The sequence below is a fragment of the Bacillus sp. SH5-2 genome, assembly GCF_008368905.1.
Taxonomy (GTDB): Bacteria; Bacillota; Bacilli; order Bacillales; family Bacillaceae_G; genus Bacillus_A; species Bacillus_A luti.
Genome location: NZ_QOSD01000020.1, coordinates 140,904 through 165,362, shown reverse-complemented (window position 1 = coordinate 165,362; position 24,459 = coordinate 140,904). Strand labels below are relative to the sequence as shown.

The following is a 24,459-nucleotide window of genomic DNA, read 5'->3' as shown; positions in this document are numbered from 1 at the left end:
GGGAGAGTCGTAATGAATGTTGATATTTCCGTAGATCGGACGTGGCAAAACAATTTTTTAAATAGAATTGATGAAGATGGTCCTTGGACAAACTGGGATTTATACCATTTAGCTTATGAAACAGAAAAATCATTACTTGTTCCTACTTTCGATGGACTACAAGCACCGAAACATTTATCCCATTTCACACCGCTTCCTCATCAATTAGAAGTTGCTCAAAATGTGATTGAACAAATGAACGGTAAAGCGATATTAGCAGACGAAGTAGGTCTTGGAAAAACGATTGAAGCTGGACTTATTTTAAAAGAATATATGGTGCGTGGGCTTGTAAAAAAGGTACTCATACTTGTGCCAGCTTCTCTCGTGTCACAATGGGCATACGAACTGAACACAAAATTTTTCATTCCAGCAGTAGCGCAAAAGAAAAGCTATTCATGGGAGCAAGCTGATGTGATTGTCTCATCCATTGATACTGCAAAGCGTTCACCGCATCGCGATATCGTTTTAAACTTAGAATATGACCTTATTATTATCGATGAAGCACATAAACTGAAAAATAATAAAACAAAAAACTATGAATTTGCACAGAGATTAAAAAAGAAGTTTTGTTTATTACTAACCGCAACTCCTGTTCAAAATAAGATTGATGAAATTTTCAATCTTGTTTCTTTATTAAAGCCAGGACATTTAGGAAATCAATCAAACTTCGAAGAATATTACGCTTCAAAAAATCGTTCAGCCGAATCAGATGGGGACTTAAAAGCTCTCATTAACAAAGTAATGGTCCGAAATAGACGCCATAACACTGGCATTGATTGGCCAAAGAGGCATGTACGTACAATTTTTGTTGAGTTTAACGAAGAAGAACAAGCTTTGTATAACGATATTGAAAATTGGCGAGGACAAGATGCCTTCACATCTGCTTTCTCATCATTAACTTTAAAACGGGAGGCGTGCAGTAGTCGTGAGGCTGTTTACTATTCATTAAAAAAACATGTAGAAAAACGACAGAAGGAAAATGAGCATTACATAAAGGACCCGCATATTGATGTGCTAATGGATAAAATTAATCATATTCCTTTTAACTCAAAAGCAACTAAAGCTCTAGAGCTTATACAAGAAATCAATGATAAAGTCGTCATATTCACGGAATACCGAGCATCACAAATGTATTTACAATGGTTTTTACAACAACACGGCATTTCTTCTGTACCATTCCGAGGCGGATTTAAACGAGGGAAAAAAGATTGGATGAAGGAACTTTTCCAAAACCGTGCTCAAGTGTTAATTGCAACGGAAGCTGGTGGAGAAGGTATTAACTTACAGTTTTGTAGCCATATGATTAATTACGACTTACCATGGAACCCAATGCGCCTTGAACAAAGAATTGGACGTATTCACCGCCTTGGTCAAAAAAATGATGTTCATATTTATAACTTAGCTACAAAGCATACTGTTGAAGAACATATTTTGAAACTGTTATATGAAAAAATCAATTTATTTGAGCGTGTTATCGGTGAACTCGATGAAATTTTAACAAGAATTAATATGAAAAACATCGACGCACATATTCAAGAAATTTTTGCGCAATCAAAAAGCGAAGGTGAAATTCGAATTAAGATGGATAACTTAACATCTATTATCGACTTTGCGAAACGAAATGAAGCTGAGGTGCAAGGCTATGCAGCAACATGAAATTCATAATTACTTATACAATTTTTTCGAGGCGAATAACTGTGAAATTTTAAACCGTTCCCCTCATCTATTAGACGTGCAGTTAACAATTGAGATGGATAAATTATTAATGAATCGCCCTTTTTATTGGCACTATCTTGAGAAAACAGGGGGCGTACCGAATCCGATGCGCCTTACTCTTATTACAAATCCAGAAAGTGAAGAAAACGATGGTGAGCTTATTCACTACGGTTCACCACGTCTTCATCAAATTTTTCAAACGACAAAAGAATTAGGCTCTTACATACGTCTATATGAGGAAGTAAGGCATAGCGGAGCAACACATACACCACTCCATCCGTGGCTAGGTGTAAATATTAAAGTTTCCTATCAATGTGATCGAAAAAAAGACATCCTTCACTCCATTGGGATTCATCTCATTTCTGGCACAATGATTGCAAACTTTCATGAAACATTAGCTAACATTAAACTTACGCCGAAAATACCTGACTTTTGTTTTACGCTCTCGCCTATTATTAAACCGCAAAGCGGTTTACAACGTATAGAGGATGCTTTAAAAAATATTATTGCAGAAGATGACCATACGTGGGCAAAAGAAGCAAGAGTGCGCTGGAATCACGATTTAGATCTTTTAAATCGGTTTTATGAAGAAAGTGATGAACTTCCCGAAAGCTATGAAATTGAAAAACAAGCCTTGCAAGAACAATATGAACCACGCATTACAGTGCAAATTATTAACGGTGGTCTTTTTTATATTACCGCTAATCATTTTCTCTCTTAAAAAGCTCCTTCTGCTTTAGAAGGAGCTTTCTTTTGATTTATCCTCTATCACCATTACGCTCTTGTTGTTTTTGCTTTGCCATACGTTTTTGATACGCACGATCCTTTGCGCTCACATGATTTGCATCAGTTGGAAGATTTTCTTTTGAACGGCCAATTCCATTACTCATCTTTTCCACTCCTTTTTATGTCTTTCAAAATACATGTTTATTTTCAGCTAGAGATACAATCCTTATACAAAAAAATAAGAGCAGCCATTAGCTACTCTTACTTCTTACTCATTCACGTATTTTTGAAACATATCATGGATGCCTTTATTTACGAGGTTCGAGATCTGCTCGTCAGATTTATTCGGATAACGATCACGTAATCTGATAGATGCCTTCACCATTAAATTTTCTAGTACAGAACGGCCACCTTCTCCATAAATAATTTCAGCATACTTAACAAGCCTTCCATCCTCTACTGTTGCTGGATTATGATTGAAGAAAAATTTACTCATTGTCTCCACCTCTCTCTTTTGATAACGTTTACATTTATATAGATTATTTATGTTATTTATTTCACAATATTGTATGCATGTATATTTAATTAGTTTCATTATAAAGCAACATATCGATAGTAAATATGTGATTTTCCGTCCATTTTGTGAACAAACTCAAAAATGAAAGCGTTTCCTTTATTATATACTAAAAAAACTTACTACGCTAGGGGCAATTTTTTTCAATCTACTACTCCCTCAAAAAATGATATATTTTTTCTTTTCCCATTAAACCTTATACAATTTTCAGAAATTATATTATAAAATATATGTATGACTTAAGGAGGATTTGTATGAATCAAAATAAAAAAGCTATATTAGATCTTGTCTTTTATCTCGTAATCCCATTCCTCATTTGGAAATTTGCAAAACCTTATATCGATCCTTATTACGCGATGTTACTTTCCTCTGTTCCGGGGATTATTTATACACTGTATACCTTTAAAAAAGAAAAACAGTTTAACGTAACAGGGTTCTTTATTTTAATTACACTCATTTCTAATACAACGGTAGATTTATTATCTGGATCAGCTGAACGAATGTTGTGGAACGATGCGTACTATCACATCGTACTCGGTATTATCGTCATATGTACAATATTTATAAAAAAACCACTTATGTTATATTTCGCAGCAGATATTGCAGCATTACAAGGCCATGACCGTGATAAAAGCCGCGAGCTGTATCGTGATAGCCGTATATATCCAGCACTGCAATATTTAACACTATTTTTCGGCCTGCAATTTATATTAAAAAGCTTTTTAAAAATTTATTTCATCTCTGTTTTCGGTGTAGATGGCTACGGTGAAATGAGAGCGATTATGACTGCTGTCGGATGGGGCATTTCTATTTGTATCGGAATAGGGTTCGTATGGGTGAACAATAAAATACATGCAGTTACTGAAGAACAAGAACCTGTGCAGTAAATAAAAATCCCCTAGTAGTATGATGCTACTAGGGGATTTTCATATTGCTACACATATTACGAAATCGTTAACTTGATTTTTTTCTTTTATTTTTTACGTTGCGATAAAACAAAGCAGCACTAAGCGGCATAACACCAAACCACTTATTCATAAATGGCTCTTTTTCAGCACGGCGTTGTTCTTTCTTTTGTTTACGATCTTCTTTTGGAGCATCCATATACGACACAAACTGCTGTGTCACAAAGCGAACATAATCATTAGTAGACATATTATCATCACCTCTACTTGATTAGTATGTCCACTTTTTTATACATTAATCTTCGCCTTTAGTTCATTCATAATTTGTTCTATCGACTTATTTGTCGTATCAATATAAATCTCTGCCTCCTCATAATAAGCTCGTCGTGATTCAAATTTAGCTACAAATGCATCTATGTCTTTCTTCTGAAATAGGGGACGGGTCGTATCCTCACGAAGCCTCTCTGCAATTACATGTGGATCACAATATAAATACACAACAGTTCCATTTTCCTTCATCCACTTTCGATTTTCCGCCCGTTCAATAATTCCTCCACCAGTTGTAATAATTACATTATGAACCGGTAGTGAACGTAGCATTTCACTTTCATATTCCCGAAAAGCGATTTCTCCTTCTTCGGCAAAAATATCACGAATTGCCTTCTCCTGCTTCTCTTCAATTTTTTGGTCTGTATCTACAACATCGATATGAAGTTCTTTACTTAACGCTTTTCCAACTGTTGTTTTCCCAGCTCCCATATAACCGGTTATGTATATAGATTTCATTTTCGTTCCTCTCAATCATCCTTTGTTATTTGTTATTATAACGAAAGATGTTATTTTATTTAACAAAAAAAACGTTCTGTTCTCCTTATACAATGAAGAACAAAACGTCACATACACACTTTTACTTATAAGTACCTCTTCTCACCCACTGCGTTGCAATCCATTTCTCGCCTTTCGTTACAGGAGCTCCTCCATGTAACGTAAGCTCATTTAGCGATTGATCTTGATAAAAATACTCAAAATATACAGCCATTCCCTTTCTAGGATTCACAGAAAGATTTAATTTCGGAAAGAATGTTTCTCCGCCCTCTTCTACATCATTTAAGTACATCACAAGCGTACTAATACGATTATTAGCAGCTGATCTACTATGTTCTGCAAAATAATCATAGTGTGCTTTATATTGTTGATCCACTTCATAATTTAAAATGTGTAATCCTTCTCCATGCGACGCAGGAACATTCATGATAGATGAAATTCGTTTTTCAATCTTCGCAGTAAGTTCATTATCGTCCAAAAATGCACCTTTACTCGTTCGAATATCATTTACATCACGTGATGAACCAACTTTAGAACGTGCTAACTTACTTTTAGACAATTCAATCAATTCATCACACTCTTCATCACTTAATACATTTCCTAGTACGACAATAAGAGGTTCTTCGAATTTTGAAATAATGTGTATTTCCCTATCTTCTGTCATAATTGCATTTCCTGTATGATCAAAAATAGTTTGTTCCTTGTTTTCACCTATTTGATTGTTGTTTGTCATTTCCCTATTCTCCCTAAAAATAATGATTGGATAGCTTGAATATATCATATTCTTTCTACCTTTCTCTTTTTTGAGAAAATTTAAACTTTCGATTGTTACATTTATCCACTTATTCAAAGAAATTGACGCTCTTTACAATGGAAATTCATGGTTTAACTTCATATATTTCACCTGTCATCCTTCTATCCAATCGAATATTTTCTCATCTTTTTTTCTATATCGAAAGCTTACCATATAGAAATTTTTTTGTTTTATTTCGCACTGCAAGGAAATGAAAACCGTATCATCTTCAAAGCGGTACTTCCCACTCGCTTCTCCCTTTTCATATTGAAAGAAAAATGTACCATCTCGCTCTGTCTTCTGTAAGTCTACTTTTATATCAGCAATAGCTCGATTAATTAGTTCCTCCACCAAAAACTTTTGCTCTATTTCCATATAAAAATTTTTATCTGTAAGCAACATATTCGTTTCGTACACAAAAAAAGAAGTTAAAAAAAGAAGAAAAATGATTGTTCCGGGCATTGTAAATCCATCTTGGCTTCTCATGTCTCCATGCTCATTACACTATATCTTACAGCCACACCTTCATGTATTTTTCCGCTAGCATCTTCCACATATATGAATAATAAATGAGGGGTTAACTTGTACGAAATCATTCCAACCTTTTGCAATACAACTTCCCTTCCACGCATATTTATTTTCCTTATAAGTTGACCATTTATTTTTTCATACGTCACTTGTTCCCCATCACGCAGCCGAAAGCGCAAAATACTATCTCTATTATCAAAAGCTATATGTTCCCCAAACAATACTCCACGAAACTCCAATTGTACTTGACCTATAAACACATCCCATTCCCAATCACTTAACCCTTTTTGTGAATGCTCCAGCCCTATAAAATGAAGGCGTGGCAAGAGTAAAAAAAACATCGATACAAGGAACAAACATACGATCATTTCTAATAATGTAAAGCCCGCCTCTAATTTGTTTTTTCGCCTACATAAAAGCATTGTTCCATCGTTCTTTTTTTCATATCTTTCCACATAGCACAAACTTCCTTTCCTCCCCAATATGTGTAATATACAATTCCGTTTATGACTTTTTCTTTCATTCGCTTTTCTTCGTTCTCGTACATATATAAAGCTGATTCATTTTTTAATAATACAAACGCCTTATAATGAATTTGTATATTTTTTCTTTCTTGCATAACCAATACTGTTTGCGGTAGGAGTAACGATACCGCCATCATTAATAAACTTAACGCCACAAGCATCTCAGCCATTACCGACCCTTTTTGGCATTTCACGATACGTAAATCTCCCTCTACCAAGTTGAAATACAATTTCATATTTATAATTTCGATACGAAAGCAAAATCGTACCACCTCTATTGATATTCCCGCTCGGATTATATGTCATTGGATTTGGAAACGTATGCAAATTAATTTGTATATCATTGTCATATTCTCTCTTGATAATAAATTGAGTCGAGCCTGACTCCCCTATATAATACATACTTCTCTCTTTATGCCATCGTAATGTATAGTGTTTTTGACGGTTTATCGCTAATTGCTGCATGTATAATATGTCATTCGAAAACTGTCTCAAAAATTGTTCAATTTTTTGCCTTTCATATAATGAATGAACATTTAAATACGTAATCATACTTAGTACAGATATTGAAAATAGTACGAGCAGCATTTCTAAGAGAGTAAATCCTTTTTGTTTCACGATTTCCCTGTTGATACTGCACCATCCTTTGAAATATGAATGGATTCACCATTCGGACACTTATCATCTGTAATATATTTTTCATTTGTTAGTTCTGTTAATGACGGAATTTTATTATGTTGTAATTGGTATACTTGTATTTGTGCTTCTATCGATTTCACGTAGGCCGCACACCCTTTCCCTTGGACGGATGAGCGCTGTGTAACTACATTCGGAATAATTAATAGTAATAATACAGTTATAACAACCATAACTAATAACATTTCTAACAGAGTAAACCCTTCTTCATTCTGCATATAAATGCCTCCTAAATAGAACTCATCATTTGAAACATCGGCATCATCATTGCTAAATACATAAGAACGACTATTCCACCAATACATGTAAACAAAATCGGTTGAATGATAACTAATATACGTTTAATTCTCTGCTCGATCTTTTCTATAATAAGATCGCTATAGTCACCTAATTCAATTGCTAAATTGCCGTTTGCTTGTCCATGCGTAATAATATACGAAAGTTCTTTCTCATAATGCCCACTTTTAGCAATAATAGATTGTAACGGTTCTCCTGCAATTAATTGCCTTTCAATTCGGCCCGCTTCATACTGAAAAAACGGATTATATTTTTGTTCCATCATTATCGTTAAAGCTTCTAGTACGGATAGTCCACCATGCAATAATCCGCTCAATTGTGTGGAGAAATAATGCGAATGCTTTAAAATAAGAAATTTTTTTATGAGGGGAATACGAAGCATGACTTTTACCTGCTTCATATGTGGTAGTTTCCGAAAATAAAACATATATAGACTACATCCGATAATAACAATAAAAATGATGCTAATAATGATGTAAGGTAGTAGTTTAATTGCACCTAAAATTTGTTCTGTAAGTAGCGGAACTGTAGAACTAAACGCACTATAAACCATTTCAACTTGTGGTAATAAGATGCGATTAAATACAATGATCATGATCATTAAAAAAAATGCTAAAAACATTGGATACTGCATTATTTTCATCATATCTTTCCTATACTTATCCTTCTTATAAAGAAGTGCACTCCCTTGTTGCAACGCAAAAGAAATATCACCATGTTGCTCGGCATAAAATAAATAGCTTAACATCTCCTGATGAAACATTAATTGATGAAAAGAATCGTGCAGACTTTTCCCACCTTTTAATCCCTCAATCATGTGCTGCAATTGCACTTTCTTTTCTAAAGGGAATTGAAATCGCAAAAATTCTAATGCCTGTAAAAGAGAATATCCTTTTTCTAACAATTCACCTAGCCTTTTCAACAATACTACTTGCTCACTTAAACGCCATGTTTTCTTAAACATAAACATCTTCTTCTAAAAAACCTAAAGCGTATCCTTTTCGTATTGAAGATTCTATTGTTTCATGCTTATACGTAACATATTCTCCGTTCGCTCCTTTAATCGCTTGTTTTAACTCATGTCCATATAACAACTCATAAATGCTCGCTTGTCTTACTTGCCTCATTGATTTACATACAGTTGAGCACTTCCCTTTGCAAAATGGACATTTCAATTCAACAAGTCGCTGTGCAGCTATAGCCAATAAAGATTGTTCAATCTCTTGCCTCGTAATGCCATAATCCATAAACCTTAGTATCGCTCCTTTCGTATCGTTAGTATGCAATGTCGTCATTACTAAATGCCCAGTCAGACTTGCTCTTATAGCTATTTTCGCTGTTTCTTCATCACGTATTTCCCCCACTAAAATAACATCTGGATCATGACGTAAAATTGCCTTTAAACCAGCTTCATATGTGATACCTGCTTTTTCATTAATTTGAATTTGTAATAAATCGTCATTTCTCTTTTCAACTGGATCTTCTAGTGTAACAATACGACGTGTTTTCTTTTTTCTAATTACCTCTAATAATGCGTACATTGTTGTTGTCTTCCCAGAACCAGTCGGTCCAGTAAATACGAGTAATCCATGAGAATAATGTAAGAAAGAGAGCAGTTTTTTAACTGTACTTGGAAATAATGAAAGATGAGATAATGGCTGAACAGATGCTTGTAAATGAAGACGAATAACGAGACTTTCTTGATATACTGTTGGGAGTGTTGAAAGACGTAAATATGCTTCTTGCCCATCAATTTGTAGATACAATGAACCATTTTGCGGCTTCCGTCTCTCCCCTATATCCATAGATGCTAAAAACTTAAAGTGCGAAACGAGTTTTTCTCCAAATCCCTTTTCGATACACTGTCTCGTCATTAAATCTTTCCCTATACGCAATTGAATCACTACATCCTTCTGCCGGGGCACAATATGTAAATCCGATGCTTGTACCCTACATGCTTCTTTCAAAATCGTATTCGCAAAACTTTCAATTCCATTCATCATTTTTCCCTCCTCACTATGTATATAGCATGAAAAATCACACAAGAAAAATTAGAACTTTTGCATTTTCATTAGATGAAAAAGGAAAAATATGTTTGTGAAATTATGAACAATTTCTGAATTATTGTCTGAAATTACCTATACACATGTTTATCTGTATTATAATGTTATTATCTTGGATAAAGTGATAAAGGTGGAGATCCTCATGGAACAAGCTTTAAAAATTACAGGCGTATTATCTGACCCAACTCGTTATTACATTTATAAATATATTTCTCAAAAACATAGTTACGTAACAGTACAAGAAATTGCAGATGAATTTGAAATTCATCCGAACGTAGCTCGTTTACATTTATCTAAATTAGAAGATGTTCATATGCTGAAATCTGAAACGAAGAAAACAGGAAAAGGCGGAAGACCAAGCAGATTATATGTATTGTCTGAAGATGTTATCCAATTACAATTTCCATTCCGTGATTATCAATTGTTAGCAAGAATAGCGTTTAATTCTTTACTTAGCCTTGGTGCTGCTGGTGAAAAAGCGCTATACGAAACAGGAAAACAATTCGGGGCCGAATTAATGCAACAACATATGCAGCGTTTAAATGTGAGCGAAGATGCTTTAACAGTGGAACAAAAAATTCAAATTGCAAAAGAAGCTTTCTCAACAGCCGGCTTATCACCGGCATTTGAATTAAGTGCAGATGGAACGAAAATTTTCTATGATGTACACAATTGTCCATTTAAAGAAGTTGCTGTTCATCATCCAACTGAAATTTGTAATATGCACGGAGATATGATGAAAGGGATTTTTGAAATCCTATTCCCTAACACGGAATTAACACGAAATGATAGTTTACTGGATGGATGTAAATCTTGTAATTATAAACTAACAATTTAATTTTCCGTATAAAAAGAAGCCAATAATAATTGGCTTCTTTTTATATGAACGAATATTTACAATAGTAAGAAAAATAAACTATAATGAGGAGAGGTTTACTTTTTTAGAAAAGGAGGGAGATGGCATGGAGCGCATGTTTCGCGTTCTCGGCTTTTGGACTGGAATTTTCTCGGTTATGTTTTACGTAGGGGATATGCAACAGGCCGCACTACTATTTTTAGGACAAACAGGATTCTTCGTACTTTTAAGCTATTTAAAATTAACAGAGCGTATGTATATATACGTATTCGGGGCATATTTAACTGTTTTCTTCATAGGATTTACATACTACACGACGTTTTTACTTGTCCCTGGGGCTGGACATTAAAAGATGGCATTTTGCCATCTTTTTTTTAATTCCGCAATTTCCTAGTTGACTTATAGGTTTTATTACCTTATATTCTATATAACAGATTGGAATTAGGGGGAATTGACATGAATACACTGCTTGTCGGAATTAACGTTGCAGTCATGCTCATCTTAGTTGGCGTATTATACTATATGCAACGTAAGCATGTATCTTTTAATAAACGTGTATTTACTGCTTTAGGAGTCGGAATTATATTCGGTCTTATATTACAATTTATTTATGAGCCAACTTCTAAAGTAATTATTGAATCGAATACTTGGTTTGGCTTAATCGGTAACGGTTATGTGAAATTACTTCAAATGATTGTTATGCCACTTATTTTAGTATCTATTATTTCAGCATTTACAAAGTTACAATTAACGAAAAACCTTGGTAAAATTAGTGGTCTTATTATCGGAATTTTAATTCTTACTACAGGAATTGCAGCAGCTGTCGGTATCGCTGCAAGTGCAGGATTTGATGTATCAGCAACAGGCCTACAACAAGGTGATGCAGAATCTGCTCGTCTGAAATTAGTTGAGGAAAGATTTACTTCAATTGAAAAGACAACAATTCCAGATAAATTATTAGAACTATTACCTACAAATCCGTTTCTTGATTTAACAGGTGCTCGTCCAACATCAACAATTTCTGTTGTAATATTCGCAGCATTTATCGGTATAGCCTTTATAGGTGTAAAACGAAAATATCCAGAACAAGCAGAGCTATTTAAGAAAATGCTTGATGCTGTATATGCAATTGTAATGCGTATGGTAACATTAATTTTACGTCTTACTCCATATGGTGTATTAGCTCTTATGGCAAAAACAGTTGCTGGTAGCGACATAAATGCTATTTTAAAACTTGGTAACTTCGTGTTAGCGTCTTACGTGGCACTTATCGTAATGTTCGTTATCCACTTATTATTAATTGCTCTATCTGGTTTAAATCCAATTCAATATTTGAAAAAGGTGTTCCCTGTATTAACATTCGCATTCACATCTCGCTCTAGTGCTGGTGCAATGCCATTAAATATTGAAGCACAAAAAGAAAAACTTGGTATTTCTGAAGGGATTGCAAACTTCGCAGCATCATTTGGAGTATCTATCGGACAAAACGGTTGCGCAGGTATTTATCCAGCAATGCTTGCAATGATGGTCGCTCCAACTGTAGGAATCGATCCTTTACAACCACAATTTATTTTAACTTTAATCGCTGTCGTTGCAATTAGCTCATTCGGTGTTGCCGGCGTTGGTGGCGGTGCAACATTCGCAGCATTAATCGTACTATCTACAATGAACTTACCAATCGGTATTGTTGCTCTTGTTATCTCAGTTGAGCCATTAATCGATATGGGTCGTACAGCTCTTAACGTAAGTGGCTCTATGACAGCAGGCCTTATTTCTAGTAAATGGCTTGGTGAATTAGATCAAGATACGTACAATCAAGATGATACACAAACTGGTGAAATTGCTTCATAATAAAAAGACGCTAACATACAATTGTTAGCGTCTTTTTATTCCGTTCTCCCTTTATACATCGTATCTTGAGAATTATCATTCCAAGTATTCTTTTAGTTGCTCTTTTAACTCTTCCTCAATCTCATAACAAGATTCATCAACAAGTTCTCCTACTTTCTTACTTCCCAAAATGTTTGATTGAATTGGTATTCCTAAAAAGATGCTTTCGCATTTCCAAATTGAAATGTTATGAAATCCAATCATCTCTTGTTCTTCATCTAATACAGCTATCGCAACTGATGAATAGTAACCCACCTCAAAGGGATGCTCTTTACCTTTAACAAGTCCCATATCTAATTTCATATTTTTCTCTATATACAAATATGAATACTCTCCAAAAAGTTGAAATGATATTCGCTCTATTTCCTTCTCCATACACTGAATTTTCTCTTTTAGCTCCAATGTAAAATCTTGTTTTTTATACTTCATCTTTGTCTCCTTACACATAGAAAAAGAGAATACAATAACATATTCTCTTTTCTCAAATAGATTTCATTATCTCACAGCCCGTCCCTTTTACAAATAACCATTTTGCTCGCACCATGTATGAAATTGTCCTACGTCTACTCCAACTAATACGATATCCTTTAGCTCTACCTCAACACTTTGCTCTCCAATTACGATAGCAAAGTGCGGGCTTTCTTGTTCTTCATTTTTCTTTACAATTCCAATTCGGTTCCGATATGGCCCATCTTTTATATATGCTTTTTGTCCTACAATATCAAAGTTCAAGATCCTCACCTCTTTTATTGCGCTCAAATTGGAAATACGAACTCAACTTCGGAAAATTTCCTTTCCTTGCACTATTTCTCTATATATATGACAAAACAATAAAAGAGTCCTTCCTTCTTTACAATTATTTTTTCTTTGTTTCATTTTTATGATTGAAACGTAAAGTTTATAATAAAATACACTTGGAAGCGCTTTCTATGTAATTTTTTATGTTATAATACATAAGTAGAACTTCGTAAAGAGGGTTAAAAAATGAATACAAAAATGATTAAAAAAGTAATTGAAGCATTAAAAGTATATGGATTTCAAGATGTATCATTCTGTGACAAAACGAAGCAATTTTTATTTCATAACGAAACCGATATTATGAGCGGCTATGCAGAAATAACATATAGTAGTCAATTTGAAAAATTCAACGTACAAATTCACCCAATTGAAACGCATCACCAAGGGGAATTACAAGAGGTTGAAAGACATATACAAGCCTGTATAAGAAAAGTGGAATATTTAAACGCACTTCTTAGCGGACAAACAAAACTAGATGACAAAATTATTATAATGTAAAAAAAGCCCACGTTCTTTTTTTACATTATACATTCATCTTTTCTTTCAGTTGTAATCCTGTAATGGACTCTAATACATCCATGGCTTCTCCAAATGTCATATCAAAAATTGTCTTATCCTCTATGTATGGAAATTGTCTAAAGCGCTTTTCTAACATTTTCACGGCGTCCGACGTAAAGTGTGCACTATCAATGCCAAATTCTGTTTCAAGAAGCACAATCCAATCTAGCACATGAAAACCTAATCCATTTACAAATGAAATGAGTTTCTCTTCTGGTTGTGAAGATAAAAATACGTATCTCTCCATCTCACTGAACAGTTCTTCACCTAAAACTTCTGCTAATTCATCGTCATGTTCGCGTTCAATAATCTCTTCGTATCCATAATCATCAACAAGCTCTTCTACTTCTTCGCTATCTGCAAAAAGCAATTGACTACGAAGCGCATCTTTCTTAAATTCACTCTTTTGTACGACTTCTAAAAAGCTCGTTTTCCATCCATTTTCTAATTTCATATTATGTAACTCCTTTATATACGTTTCTTATCATCACTGTACCCAAAAGATCACTTTTATAACCTTTTAGGCAGTTACTATTATTTCACATGATTCATAACATGAGATACAAATTCAGCTGCATCTCCTTCAAAAATATTTACTTCTGGCAAATGATAAAACGTTGTTTGCAACGGGTTTCCTTCATGATATACATATATCTTTTTCTCTAGCGCAATCGCCATTCCGAACTCTGTATGACTTCCATTTCCGCCATCTAATATAAGTAGAAAAACATCGGCTTCTTTAATAGCATTCTTTTCTGACTGACCAATTTCTCTCAACTGCTCTTTCGTTTCTTGTCCAATCATATGTATGGTACCATCCTGCACATTTTAGTTCATTTGCTATCGAACGAACAAGATGTTTATTTTTGAATCCTGAGGCGATATAAAAATTCATTTATATACACTCCTTGATTATGTATGGGAAACTCCTTTTAGCGTTACTTGCTATACACATAATAAAAAACGACTTCAAAAAAAATCCCCACCTTTAAAACTTATTTGCGTTTAAATGATGGGATGCTTCATGATCTTCTTTTATTTTTTGCTTTTTATAACTTTCATCAGCTAACATTTCTAGTTCAGCTGTTATTTCTGATTTTTCAAGTTCTCTTTCTTGCGAAAATTTCCTTGAAATATAAACAATAACACTACCAACGTACAACACAAAGCATATAATAAGTGCAGTATTTTCATAGAGACTTAGCTCCAACACAGTCACTCCTAATCCATTCGTATTTTCACGCTTCATTAATTGGAACTTCCCTATTAACCATTTGTTATTGTAACATAAAAATATCATTTCTTGGAATCTTTCATCCTACTAAAAAAGACATGATTGTTTCATCATGCCTCTGAAATATGTTGAATGATTGTTTTAATTGCTTCTTTTCCATTATATTTTTTTAATGCTGTTTTGTATATCTCATTATTTTGATTTAATTCTTCGACATGCTTTATAAGTGCTTTCACAGTCACATCTTCTTCATACAATACGGAAGCATATCCTTGTCTTTCAAAAGACTCTGCATTTAGTATTTGATCTCCACGGCTCGCAAATTTCGATAATGGAATTAAAACCATCGGCTTTTGCAATGTTAAAAACTCAAAAATGGCATTAGAGCCCGCACGTGAAATAACAAAATCTGTTATCGCTAATATGTCTGGCAGCTCTCCATGTATATATTCAAATTGTCTATATCCTTCTTTATTTTGTAAACTTTCATCAAGATTACCTTTTCCGCAAAGATGAACAATTTGATACTTTTTCAGAAGTTCTGGTAACGCTTCTCGAACCGTTTCATTAATTTTCTTTGCGCCCAAACTTCCTCCCATAATTGTAATAACCGGCTTTTTACGTAAAAAACCTAAAAACGCTAAACCTTTTTCACGATTTCCCTTTAGTACTTCTTCACGTACAGGAGATCCTGTATAAATTACTTTTTCTTTCGGTAAATGTTTCGCAGCTTCTTCAAATGTAACAAATATTTTCGAAGCGAAACGGAGCGCAATTTTATTTGCTAGTCCTGGCGTCATATCAGATTCATGTAATAAAACTGGTACTCTATTTAGCCATCCTCCAATTACGACTGGTACAGATACGAAACCACCTTTTGAAAAAATCACATCCGGTTTTAGTTTTCGAATCCTTACATACGCATCCATAACACCCTTCATTACAAGAAAAGGATCTTTTATATTTTTCAAATCAAAATAACGGCGTAGCTTTCCGCTTGCAATACTATAGTACGGAATGCCTTCCTTTTCTATAATTGTTTTCTCAATTCCTTGATGAGAACCAATGTAAGAAATATCCCAATTCTGTTCTTGTAAATGTGGAATGATGGCTAAATTAGGTGTTACATGCCCTGCTGAACCGCCACCTGTAAAGACTATTTTTTTCATACGTCTCCCCCTTCTACACTATAATACACTAAAATATCTTGCCTCAGGGTGAGAAAATACCATAGCTGTTACAGATGCTTCTGGCTCCATCATAAATCCTTCCGTTAATGAAATACCTATTTCTTCTGGGTGAATAAGGCGAAATAATTTTTCTTGATCCGCAAGTTCTGGACATGCTGGATAACCGAAGGACACACGTATCCCTCTATATTTTGTACGGAAACGTTCTTCCATCGTCAGTTCTGGTGAATCTGGAATACCCCAGCGATCACGAATAAGCATATGTGTCTTTTCAGCAAGTCCTTCTGCTAGTTCAAGCGCTAACGATTGAATGGCATGACTGCGTAAATAATCACCCTTCGCTTTCCACTCTTCAGCAATGTCCCGAACGCCTTCCCCAACTGTAACAGATAGGAAAGCAACATAGTCCATCTCATCTCCAACCGGTCGCAAATAATCACCTAAAGTACGATATGGTGCTTTTCCTTGCCTTGGGAATGTGAAACGCTCTATAACACGCGTATGATCTTCTGGATCATATATTACAATGTTTTGTCCGTCGCTTTGCGCTGGGAAAAATTGATACACAGCTTTTGGCTTTAACCAAGATTGTCCTTCCTGCAATAATTCGTCTATTAAATCATTTAATTCATGCGCTCTTTTATCTCCCTCTCGCAAAAGCTTCTTCACACTTCCTTTTAATCCAAGGTGATGTCCAAGTAGCATTTGTCTATTTAAAAATGGAGCGAGATGTGCAACTGGAATATCGCGTAACACAATTCGTTTTGTTGAATCAGGCACGATAACCTCTGCCTTCGGTAAGGGCTCAATTACTGCTGGAATTTCTACTTTCTTCTCTTCTTTTGTTACAATATGAAGATGACGTTCTTTTTTATCTTGTTTCATCTTCTCACGCTCTTCTTCTTTTTGAAGCTTATTAATAATATCAAGACCTGTCATCGCATCGCTCGCATAACATACGAGCCCTTTATAGGATGGAGAAATTCGATTATCTGTAAATTTTCTCGTTAACGCTGCCCCGCCTACAACAATTGGAATATCGATATTTGCCGCTTTTAAATCCTCAGCAGTTGTTACCATTTGTTGTGCGGATTTTACTAGCAAGCCAGAAAGACCTATAATATCAGGCTTCTTTTCTTGTACTTCTTGAACAATCCGATCCGAACGTACATTGATTCCTAAATTAATAATCTCATATCCGTTATTTGATAAAATAATTTCAACAAGATTTTTCCCAATATCATGTACGTCCCCTTTAACAGTCGCTAATAATACTTTCCCTTTTTTCGCACTGTCACTAGATTCCATATGAGGCTCTAAATAACTTACAGCTGCTTTCATACTTTCAGCACTTTGCAGTACTTCAGCAACAATCAATTCATTATTATTAAATAATCGTCCCACCTCATCCATTCCTGTCATAAGTGGACCATTAATAATATCAAGAGGTTTCCTTCCTTCTTCAAGTGCAAGACTTAAATCCTCGTGTAACCCTTGTTTCGTACCTTCCACAATATAATTTGCTAGTCGTTCATCAAGAGTTAACGTTTCTTGCACAACGACATCTTTCTTTTTCGCGACTCGGTAAAAGTTTGTAAATTCTTCCAACGTCTCTTTCGTCGTTTCAAATAATAATGCATCTGCAAGGCGTTTTTCTTCCTCTGGAATTGACGCATAGCGTTCTAATTTTTCCGTATTCACAATTGCGTAATCTAACCCTGCTTTCGTTGCATGATATAAAAAGACGGAATTTAATACTTCGCGGCCAGCTGGTGGCAAACCAAATGATATGTTACTTACACCTAAAATCGTTAAACACTCTGGTAATGCTTCTTTAATAAGGCGAATTCCTTCTATCGTCGCGGCCGCCGAGCCAATATATTCTTCATCACCTGTACCTACAGGAAATACAAGTGCATCAAAAATAATATCTGATGGGCGTATACCATACTTCGTCGTCAATAACTCATAACTTCTTTTCGCAATTTCTAGTTTTCTTTCCGCACTTACTGCCATGCCGTCTTCATCGATTGTTCCAACTACAATTGCAGCACCATATTTACGAAGAAGCGGTGTCACTTTTTTAAATCGCTCTTCTCCATCTTCTAAATTAATTGAATTAATAACAGCTTTTCCTTGAATATAAGTAAGAGCTCGCTCCATCACATTTTCATCTGTTGAGTCAATCATAATCGGTACTTTTAACACTTTCGTAACTTCTGCCAAGAAGTTTTCCATATCTTCTATTTCATCGCGGTCCGGGTCCGCCATACAAATATCAATAATATGAGCATTTTTCTTCACTTGCGCTCTAGCGATTTCAGCAGCCTCTTCAAATTTCCCTTCTGCTACTAATCTTTTAAATTTACGTGATCCAATAACGTTTGTTCTTTCACCAACAAATAATGGTCTCATAGAGTCATCATATTGCAGTGCCTCTAACCCACTAACCCCATGACCTTCTCGTTCATGATGTTCACGAGGCTTAAGCGATGCTAGTGCGGATTTCATTGCTTTTATATGTTCTGGTGTTGTACCACAACAACCACCGATAATATTAACCCATCCTTCCTCGGCAAATCGCTTCACTTTTTCAGCGAGAGAAGATGGAGATTCATGATAATGTCCATCTTCATCAGGAAGACCTGCATTTGGATAACAAGAAATGTAACACTCCGACAAATCAGATAGTGAACGAATATGGTCTCTCATAAACTCCGGGCCAGTCGCACAGTTTAATCCAACAGATAATGGCTTCATATGTTCTATCGATAAGTAAAAAGCCTCGATTGTTTGCCCAGCCAGAGTTGTTCCCATTGGCTCAATCGTTCCCGAAATCATGATAGGTACAATTTTATTTAGTTCGTCAAAGGCCGCTTGAATTCCAATATAAGCAGCCTTCACATTACGCATATCTTGACTCGTCTCAACGAGTAATACATCAACTTCTCCCTTCAACAATCCTCTCGCCTGCCGCGTATAGGCTTCAATTAGTTCTTCAAACGTTACCCCACCAGTAACACTAATCGCTTTCGTTGTCGGCCCCATCGCACCTGCCACATATACTTCCTTCCCGCTTTCTGTAACAGCTTGCTTCGCCAAGAGTGCTGCTTTTTCATTTAGCTCTTCATCTAAATGAGACAACTCATAATCACTTAATACAATGTTCGTCGCACCAAATGTATTTGTTTCAATGATGTCAGCTCCAGCTTCAATATAGGCTTTATGAATCTTTAAAATAACATCTGGTCTTGTTTCTACTAAATATTCATTACACCCTTCGTACTCTTCTCCCCCAAAATCTTCCGCAGTTAAGTCCTCTTGTTGGATCATTGTCCCCATTGCACCATCTAATATTAAAATGTTATTTTGCAATCTTTCTTCTATACACTTCATCAATTAATACCCTCTTTCACTTCTTGCTTTTCCCTTACATATTTCACGAGATGCTCTGTAATTTCATACTTTAAAAATGGTGTAATAAGATAAACACCGTTAAAGTATTTCATCGCCGTATCGATTAACTCTTGTGAAATACGAATCCCTTCCTCTATAGCTGCCTCTTTCGTTTCATGTCCATCCATTCTTTGTCTTATCTCTTCTGGGAGAGTAATACCAGGCACTTCAAAATGCAGAAAATCTGCATTCCGCTTACTTACTAACGGCATAATCCCAATAAAAATAGGTTGTTCCAAATGCTTTGTCGCTTCATATACTTCTTTAATTAAGGCAACATCATAAATCGGCTGCGTTAAAAAGTATTCTGCTCCAGCATCTATTTTTCGTTCCATTCGTTTTACTGCTGCTTTTAAATGCCTTACATGCGGATTAAACGCACCTCCGACCGAGAACCTTGTTGCTGGACCAATTGATTTCCCCAAAATAGAACGTCCATCATTCATTTCTTTAATCATTTTAATGAGCTCAATAGAGGACAAATCATATACAGAAGTGGCACCTGGAAAATCACCAACGCGTGCTGGATCACCAGTTAAAGCTAGCACTTCTTCCATACCTAAAGCCGATAAACCTAGTAAGTGAGATTGTAGTCCAATGACGTTATGGTCTCTACACGTTAAATGCGTTAATACTGGAATATCATGCTTCGTTAATAATGCACCCATCGCCATATTCGAAACGCGAGGCGATGCTAATGAATTATCTGCTAGAGTAATAGCGTCCGCTCCAGCTCTTTTCAGCGCTCTTGCCCCTTCAAAAAACCGCTGTGTGTCTAACGTTTTCGGTGGATCTAATTCCACTACAACTGTCGTTTGTTTCTTTGCCTTCTCTGCTAAAGTAACGTGGGCTTTCGAACGTTTCTCGTGTGTATGAACTACTTTTGGTCTTTGAATCGTGTCCTTTTCTATTACAGGTGTAACATTTAGAGTAGCACGCTTCATACTTTCAATATGTTCTGGAGTAGTACCACAACAACCACCCAATAACCGAACACCTTGCTCAATAAATTTCGGTGCCATCGCTTCAAAATAAGCTGGGCTTCCCTCATATACGTAACGCCCCTCCACATAATTCGGAAGACCTGCATTCGGATATGCTGACAAGTAGCCATTTTGAGGGATCGATATCATTTTCAAAGCTTCTGTCATATGAAGTGGTCCTAGTTGGCAATTCAATCCAACAACATTTGCACCATAATCTACAAGCTGTTTTAATATTTCATTTACATCATTTCCATTTTGAGTCGTACCTGCCTCATGTAACGCTAATTGAGCTACAATGGGAATATTCGTTTGTTGTCGTAACACCTTAACAGCATGAAGTAATTCAAACTCATCATAGAAAGTCTCTAATAGCAGTCCATCAACCTGTTCCTCTAGTAAAGCACCTGCCTGCTCAAGTAGCATAAACTCCCTTTCCATATCAGTCGTTGTAACAGCTCCGATATGTTTCATACCTCCAATTGTTCCTAAAATTGCATTTTTTTCTGTTACAGATGCTTTCGCCAGTTTTACTGCTGCCCTATTAATTTCAGTAACTTGATTTTCTAAACCATACATACGTAATTTCGCTTCATTTGCTCCGTACGTATTTGTTTGAATCACATCTGCACCAGCAGCTACATATTGTTTATGAATCGATATAATTAAATCCGGATCAGATACATTTAATTCTTCAAAACTACTTTGCAAACCATGTGAATGCAATAACGTTCCAACCGCACCATCACCTATTACAATTCCTTTTGATAATAAATCTAATAATTTCACGAATCTCCCTCATTTCTATCAATATAAAAACCCCCTCTTCACCGTGAAGAGGGGGACATAATTGTTCCGCCTCTTATTATGCAAAACATTCGTTTTGCAGGTATTAGCACCGTTTCAAACATACTGTTTGAAGGTTGCCGGGTTTCACAGGGCCTTTCCCTCCACCGCTCTCAATAAGAGTTTGTCTATATATTTTATTTATGTAGCTAAAAGGAAATGCGTTCTCCTTTTAACAATGTTTGTTAATTTTTTAATAAATTTAGCATGCACAAATAGAAAAGTCAATGATACTTGTGGAAAAATAAAAATTATTTAAAATAAAGTTGCAATTCAATTATCTTTTGTTGTAAAGTTAAAACCATAATAAAATTTCATACGAACATTCTTATCTAGAGAGGTAGAGGGACTGGCCCTATGACGCCTCAGCAACCATTAACATTTGTTAATAAGGTGCTAATTCCAGCAAATTGTGAACGATTTGACAGATGAGAAGAAGACTCTATTCAAACCGAAAGCCTTCTTCTTAGAAGGCTTTTTTTATTTTATATTCACATAATTGTTAATTTAAAAAGGAGGAATTTTTACATGTCAACTATCGAAACAAAACTAGCACAAATCGGAAATCGTAGCGAAACTACAACAGGAACTGTTAATCCACCTGTTTATTTCTCAACCGCTTATCGTCACGAAGGGATTGGTCAATCTACTGGTTTTGACTATTCACGAACTGGCAACCCAACTCGTGGTCTTTTAGAACAGGCAATCGCAGACTTAGAATATGGCGAACAAGGTTATGCCTGTAGTTCAGGGATGGCAGCCGTTCTTCTTGTCCTTTCCCTATTCCGCTCTGGAGACGAACTTATTGTATCCGAAGATTTATACGGGGGCACTTATCGATTATTCTCTGAGCATAAAAAAAAGTGGAACGTTCGATGTAGATACGTAAATACACAATCTATTAAACAAATTGAGCAAGCTATCACAACTGAAACGAAGGCTATTTTCATAGAAACTCCGACTAATCCATTAATGCAAGTTACTGATATTGCGGCTGTCGCAACTGTAGCCAAAAGACACGGACTACTTCTTATTGTAGACAACACATTCTACACGCCTTATATACAGCAGCCATTAACAGAAGGTGCCGATATCGTACTTCATAGTGCAACGAAATATTTAGGTGGTCATAACGATGTACTAAGCGGACTTGTCGTTGCAAAAGGAAAGGAACTTTGTGAGGAAATCGCTCATTATCATAATGCATCCGGTGCTGTCTTAAGCCCATTTGACTCATGGCTATTAATTCGTGGTATGAAAACGTTAGCGCTTCGCATGAAACAACATGAAGAAAATGCGAAAGCTGTTGTTGCTTATTTAAATGATGAAGACGGTGTGACAGATGTATTTTACCCAGGAAGAGGCGGTATGATTTCATTTCGTCTACAAGATGAAACATGGATCAATCCATTCTTACAATCTTTATCCTTAATCACATTTGCTGAAAGTCTTGGTGGTGTAGAAAGTTTAATGACTTATCCAGCAACACAAACACACGCTGATATTCCTGAAGAAATTCGAACAGCAAACGGTGTATGCAATCGTCTTCTTCGATTTTCCGTTGGCATTGAAAATAGTAATGATTTAATTCAAGACTTAAAGCAAGCCATTAAAATTGTAAAAGAAGGTGTAAGAATATGAGTTATTCTATAGATACACTCTTACTTCACAATCAATATAAACATGACGCGCAAACTGGTGCTGTTAACGTTCCCATTTATAACACATCTACATTTCACCAGTTTGATGTAGATACGTTCGGAAAATATGACTATAGCAGGTCAGGCAATCCAACTCGTGAAGCTCTTGAAGATATTATCGCTTTATTAGAGGGGGGAACAAAGGGATTCGCCTTCGCATCCGGCATTGCAGCTATTTCTACTGCTTTTCTACTACTTTCACAAGGCGATCACGTACTCATTTCAGAAGACGTATATGGAGGCACTTACCGAATTATAACTGAAGTGCTCTCTCGTTATGGTGTTTCACATACATTTGTTGATATGACAAATGTAGAAGCAATAAAGCAAAACATTAAACCAAATACGAAGCTCTTTTATGTAGAAACACCTTCTAATCCACTTTTAAAAGTGACAGATATTCGCGAAGTTTCTAAACTCGCAAAATCTGTTGGCGCTCTCACTTTTGTTGATAATACATTTTTGACACCCTTATTCCAGAAGCCACTTGACCTTGGCGCCGATGTCGTTCTGCATAGTGCTACAAAATTTATTGCTGGTCATAGTGATGTTACTGCCGGATTAGCAGTCGTAAAAGATGCTGAACTCGCTCAAAAACTTGGATTTTTACAAAATGCATTTGGTGCTATTTTAGGACCACAAGATTGCTCTCTCGTGCTTCGCGGTCTAAAAACATTGCATGTACGTCTCGAGCATTCAGCTGCAAACGCCAATAAAATTGCACATTATTTACAAGATCACGCTAAAGTTCAAAATGTCTATTATCCAGGATTACAAACACATCTTGGTTTTGATATTCAGCAATCACAAGCGACGTCAGCTGGAGCGGTCTTATCATTTACTTTGCAGTCAGAAGATGCACTCCGCCAATTTTTATCAAAAGTAAAATTACCTGTTTTTGCAGTTAGTTTAGGAGCTGTCGAATCGATCCTTTCCTACCCAGCTAAAATGTCACATGCAGCACTGTCGCAAGAAGCTCGTGATGAAAGAGGTATTTCCAATTCATTACTTCGGTTATCCGTCGGCCTGGAAAATGTTAATGATTTAATATCCGATTTCGAAAATGCCCTTTCTTATGTAGAAGAACCTGTAAATGCATAGGACAAACAGAAGATATGAAATTAAGTTTTCATATCTTCTATTTATGCTATCTACCATATTCATTTTAATGCTGTTCTGTCTGTATAGTTCATAAAAAATAAAAGTTCATTATCTATTTCCAAGTAATGGATTAATTGATATATTAAGAATTAAAAAAGGGG

Annotated in this window: 28 protein-coding genes, 2 pseudogenes and 2 riboswitches; of the genes and pseudogenes, 10 read left to right on the top strand and 20 right to left on the bottom strand. The window is 35.6% G+C overall.

Annotated features, from left to right (window positions below; translation table 11 throughout):
• Positions 1 to 12: 12 nt before the first annotated feature.
• Complete coding sequence (locus DN410_RS15920) at positions 13 to 1,695, top strand: DEAD/DEAH box helicase (protein WP_149177216.1); 1,683 nt, start codon at positions 13 to 15, stop codon at positions 1,693 to 1,695.
• Positions 1,682 to 2,476, top strand: coding sequence for a YqhG family protein (locus DN410_RS15915; RefSeq protein WP_149177215.1), 795 nt, complete (start codon positions 1,682 to 1,684; stop codon positions 2,474 to 2,476). The genes DN410_RS15920 and DN410_RS15915 overlap by 14 nt, the downstream gene beginning before the upstream one ends.
• A gap of 37 nt (positions 2,477 to 2,513) precedes the next feature.
• On the opposite strand, the gene DN410_RS28515 is transcribed toward DN410_RS15915, so the two are convergent.
• Positions 2,514 to 2,645, bottom strand: a complete 132-nt coding sequence (locus DN410_RS28515) for a hypothetical protein (protein WP_000064669.1) — start codon at positions 2,643 to 2,645, stop codon at positions 2,514 to 2,516.
• Positions 2,646 to 2,749: 104 nt separating this feature from the next.
• On the bottom strand, positions 2,750 to 2,977 hold the full coding sequence (locus tag DN410_RS15910) for a hypothetical protein (RefSeq protein WP_000032701.1): 228 nt from the start codon (positions 2,975 to 2,977) through the stop codon (positions 2,750 to 2,752).
• Between the two features lie 73 nt (positions 2,978 to 3,050).
• On the opposite strand from DN410_RS15910, the pseudogene DN410_RS15905 reads away from it, so the two are divergent.
• Together DN410_RS15905 and DN410_RS15900 are read left to right on the top strand one after the other, a co-directional pair.
• Positions 3,051 to 3,168, top strand: a pseudogene (locus tag DN410_RS15905) (GTP pyrophosphokinase).
• Between the two features lie 141 nt (positions 3,169 to 3,309).
• On the top strand, positions 3,310 to 3,942 hold the full coding sequence (locus tag DN410_RS15900) for a VC0807 family protein (protein WP_149177214.1): 633 nt from the start codon (positions 3,310 to 3,312) through the stop codon (positions 3,940 to 3,942).
• A 67-nt stretch (positions 3,943 to 4,009) separates the two neighbouring features.
• On the opposite strand, the gene DN410_RS15895 is transcribed toward DN410_RS15900, so the two are convergent.
• From DN410_RS15895 to comGA, 10 genes are all read right to left on the bottom strand, one after another.
• Positions 4,010 to 4,210 carry a YqzE family protein gene (locus DN410_RS15895; protein ID WP_000106081.1) on the bottom strand — a complete coding sequence of 67 codons (201 nt, stop codon included), beginning with the start codon at positions 4,208 to 4,210 and terminating at the stop codon, positions 4,010 to 4,012.
• 38 nt (positions 4,211 to 4,248) lie between these two features.
• On the bottom strand, positions 4,249 to 4,746 hold the full coding sequence (locus DN410_RS15890; RefSeq protein WP_149177213.1) for a shikimate kinase: 498 nt from the start codon (positions 4,744 to 4,746) through the stop codon (positions 4,249 to 4,251).
• 121 nt (positions 4,747 to 4,867) lie between these two features.
• Positions 4,868 to 5,518 (bottom strand): 2OG-Fe(II) oxygenase, encoded by a 651-nt coding sequence (locus tag DN410_RS15885; RefSeq protein ID WP_149177212.1) that lies wholly within the window; start codon positions 5,516 to 5,518, stop codon positions 4,868 to 4,870.
• Between the two features lie 174 nt (positions 5,519 to 5,692).
• Positions 5,693 to 6,064 (bottom strand): competence type IV pilus minor pilin ComGG, encoded by a 372-nt coding sequence (gene comGG / locus DN410_RS15880; RefSeq protein WP_149177211.1) that lies wholly within the window; start codon positions 6,062 to 6,064, stop codon positions 5,693 to 5,695.
• Positions 6,061 to 6,528, bottom strand: coding sequence for a competence type IV pilus minor pilin ComGF (gene comGF / locus DN410_RS15875; protein ID WP_149177589.1), 468 nt, complete (start codon positions 6,526 to 6,528; stop codon positions 6,061 to 6,063). The genes comGG and comGF overlap by 4 nt, the downstream gene beginning before the upstream one ends.
• Positions 6,498 to 6,800, bottom strand: coding sequence for a hypothetical protein (locus DN410_RS15870; RefSeq protein WP_000829520.1), 303 nt, complete (start codon positions 6,798 to 6,800; stop codon positions 6,498 to 6,500). The genes comGF and DN410_RS15870 overlap by 31 nt, the downstream gene beginning before the upstream one ends.
• Positions 6,793 to 7,248 (bottom strand): competence type IV pilus minor pilin ComGD, encoded by a 456-nt coding sequence (comGD, locus tag DN410_RS15865; RefSeq protein WP_149177210.1) that lies wholly within the window; start codon positions 7,246 to 7,248, stop codon positions 6,793 to 6,795. Before comGD ends, DN410_RS15870 begins: the two co-directional genes overlap by 8 nt.
• Positions 7,245 to 7,544 carry a competence type IV pilus major pilin ComGC gene (comGC, locus tag DN410_RS15860; RefSeq protein WP_001178698.1) on the bottom strand — a complete coding sequence of 100 codons (300 nt, stop codon included), beginning with the start codon at positions 7,542 to 7,544 and terminating at the stop codon, positions 7,245 to 7,247. Before comGC ends, comGD begins: the two co-directional genes overlap by 4 nt.
• A gap of 11 nt (positions 7,545 to 7,555) precedes the next feature.
• Positions 7,556 to 8,587, bottom strand: a complete 1,032-nt coding sequence (gene comGB, locus DN410_RS15855; protein ID WP_149177209.1) for a competence type IV pilus assembly protein ComGB — start codon at positions 8,585 to 8,587, stop codon at positions 7,556 to 7,558.
• Entirely contained in the window at positions 8,580 to 9,623 is a 1,044-nt protein-coding gene (comGA, locus tag DN410_RS15850) for a competence type IV pilus ATPase ComGA (RefSeq protein ID WP_149177208.1), read from the bottom strand. The genes comGB and comGA overlap by 8 nt, the downstream gene beginning before the upstream one ends.
• A 205-nt stretch (positions 9,624 to 9,828) precedes the next feature.
• Here comGA and DN410_RS15845 point away from each other — a divergent pair, with 205 nt between their 5' ends.
• From DN410_RS15845 to DN410_RS15835, 3 genes are all read left to right on the top strand, one after another.
• Entirely contained in the window at positions 9,829 to 10,524 is a 696-nt protein-coding gene (locus DN410_RS15845; RefSeq protein ID WP_029439920.1) for a helix-turn-helix transcriptional regulator, read from the top strand.
• A 124-nt stretch (positions 10,525 to 10,648) separates the two neighbouring features.
• On the top strand, positions 10,649 to 10,891 hold the full coding sequence (locus tag DN410_RS15840) for a DUF2626 domain-containing protein (protein ID WP_000440717.1): 243 nt from the start codon (positions 10,649 to 10,651) through the stop codon (positions 10,889 to 10,891).
• A gap of 107 nt (positions 10,892 to 10,998) precedes the next feature.
• Positions 10,999 to 12,393 (top strand): L-cystine transporter, encoded by a 1,395-nt coding sequence (locus tag DN410_RS15835; RefSeq protein ID WP_149177207.1) that lies wholly within the window; start codon positions 10,999 to 11,001, stop codon positions 12,391 to 12,393.
• A gap of 75 nt (positions 12,394 to 12,468) precedes the next feature.
• Here DN410_RS15835 and DN410_RS15830 read toward each other — a convergent pair whose 3' ends face one another.
• Both DN410_RS15830 and DN410_RS15825 read right to left on the bottom strand, forming a co-directional pair.
• Positions 12,469 to 12,861, bottom strand: coding sequence for a hypothetical protein (locus tag DN410_RS15830; RefSeq protein WP_149177206.1), 393 nt, complete (start codon positions 12,859 to 12,861; stop codon positions 12,469 to 12,471).
• Positions 12,862 to 12,948: 87 nt separating this feature from the next.
• Entirely contained in the window at positions 12,949 to 13,164 is a 216-nt protein-coding gene (locus DN410_RS15825; RefSeq protein ID WP_149177205.1) for a DUF3912 family protein, read from the bottom strand.
• A 252-nt stretch (positions 13,165 to 13,416) separates the two neighbouring features.
• On the opposite strand from DN410_RS15825, the gene DN410_RS15820 reads away from it, so the two are divergent.
• Positions 13,417 to 13,728, top strand: coding sequence for a hypothetical protein (locus DN410_RS15820; RefSeq protein WP_063222956.1), 312 nt, complete (start codon positions 13,417 to 13,419; stop codon positions 13,726 to 13,728).
• A gap of 25 nt (positions 13,729 to 13,753) precedes the next feature.
• On the opposite strand, the gene DN410_RS15815 is transcribed toward DN410_RS15820, so the two are convergent.
• The 6 genes and pseudogenes from DN410_RS15815 to DN410_RS15790 form a co-directional block, all read right to left on the bottom strand.
• On the bottom strand, positions 13,754 to 14,242 hold the full coding sequence (locus DN410_RS15815; protein WP_149177204.1) for a hypothetical protein: 489 nt from the start codon (positions 14,240 to 14,242) through the stop codon (positions 13,754 to 13,756).
• Between the two features lie 80 nt (positions 14,243 to 14,322).
• A pseudogene (locus DN410_RS15810) lies at positions 14,323 to 14,683 on the bottom strand (nucleoside 2-deoxyribosyltransferase).
• A 93-nt stretch (positions 14,684 to 14,776) separates the two neighbouring features.
• Positions 14,777 to 15,037, bottom strand: coding sequence for a DUF3966 domain-containing protein (locus DN410_RS15805; RefSeq protein ID WP_000817964.1), 261 nt, complete (start codon positions 15,035 to 15,037; stop codon positions 14,777 to 14,779).
• A gap of 95 nt (positions 15,038 to 15,132) precedes the next feature.
• Complete coding sequence (gene murG / locus DN410_RS15800; RefSeq protein WP_149177203.1) at positions 15,133 to 16,191, bottom strand: undecaprenyldiphospho-muramoylpentapeptide beta-N-acetylglucosaminyltransferase; 1,059 nt, start codon at positions 16,189 to 16,191, stop codon at positions 15,133 to 15,135.
• An 18-nt stretch (positions 16,192 to 16,209) separates the two neighbouring features.
• Positions 16,210 to 19,608, bottom strand: a complete 3,399-nt coding sequence (gene metH / locus DN410_RS15795) for a methionine synthase (protein WP_149177202.1) — start codon at positions 19,606 to 19,608, stop codon at positions 16,210 to 16,212.
• A complete protein-coding gene (locus DN410_RS15790) occupies positions 19,608 to 21,440 on the bottom strand; it encodes a bifunctional homocysteine S-methyltransferase/methylenetetrahydrofolate reductase (protein ID WP_149177201.1) in 1,833 nt (610 codons plus the stop codon). Before DN410_RS15790 ends, metH begins: the two co-directional genes overlap by 1 nt.
• A 70-nt stretch (positions 21,441 to 21,510) precedes the next feature.
• A riboswitch (SAM riboswitch) is annotated at positions 21,511 to 21,620 on the bottom strand.
• A gap of 202 nt (positions 21,621 to 21,822) precedes the next feature.
• A riboswitch (SAM riboswitch) is annotated at positions 21,823 to 21,932 on the top strand.
• Positions 21,933 to 22,025: 93 nt separating this feature from the next.
• On the opposite strand from DN410_RS15790, the gene metI reads away from it, so the two are divergent.
• Entirely contained in the window at positions 22,026 to 23,138 is a 1,113-nt protein-coding gene (gene metI, locus DN410_RS15785; protein ID WP_149177200.1) for a cystathionine gamma-synthase/O-acetylhomoserine thiolyase, read from the top strand.
• Positions 23,135 to 24,298 (top strand): cystathionine beta-lyase, encoded by a 1,164-nt coding sequence (gene metC, locus DN410_RS15780; RefSeq protein ID WP_149177199.1) that lies wholly within the window; start codon positions 23,135 to 23,137, stop codon positions 24,296 to 24,298. Before metI ends, metC begins: the two co-directional genes overlap by 4 nt.
• Positions 24,299 to 24,459 lie beyond the last annotated feature (161 nt).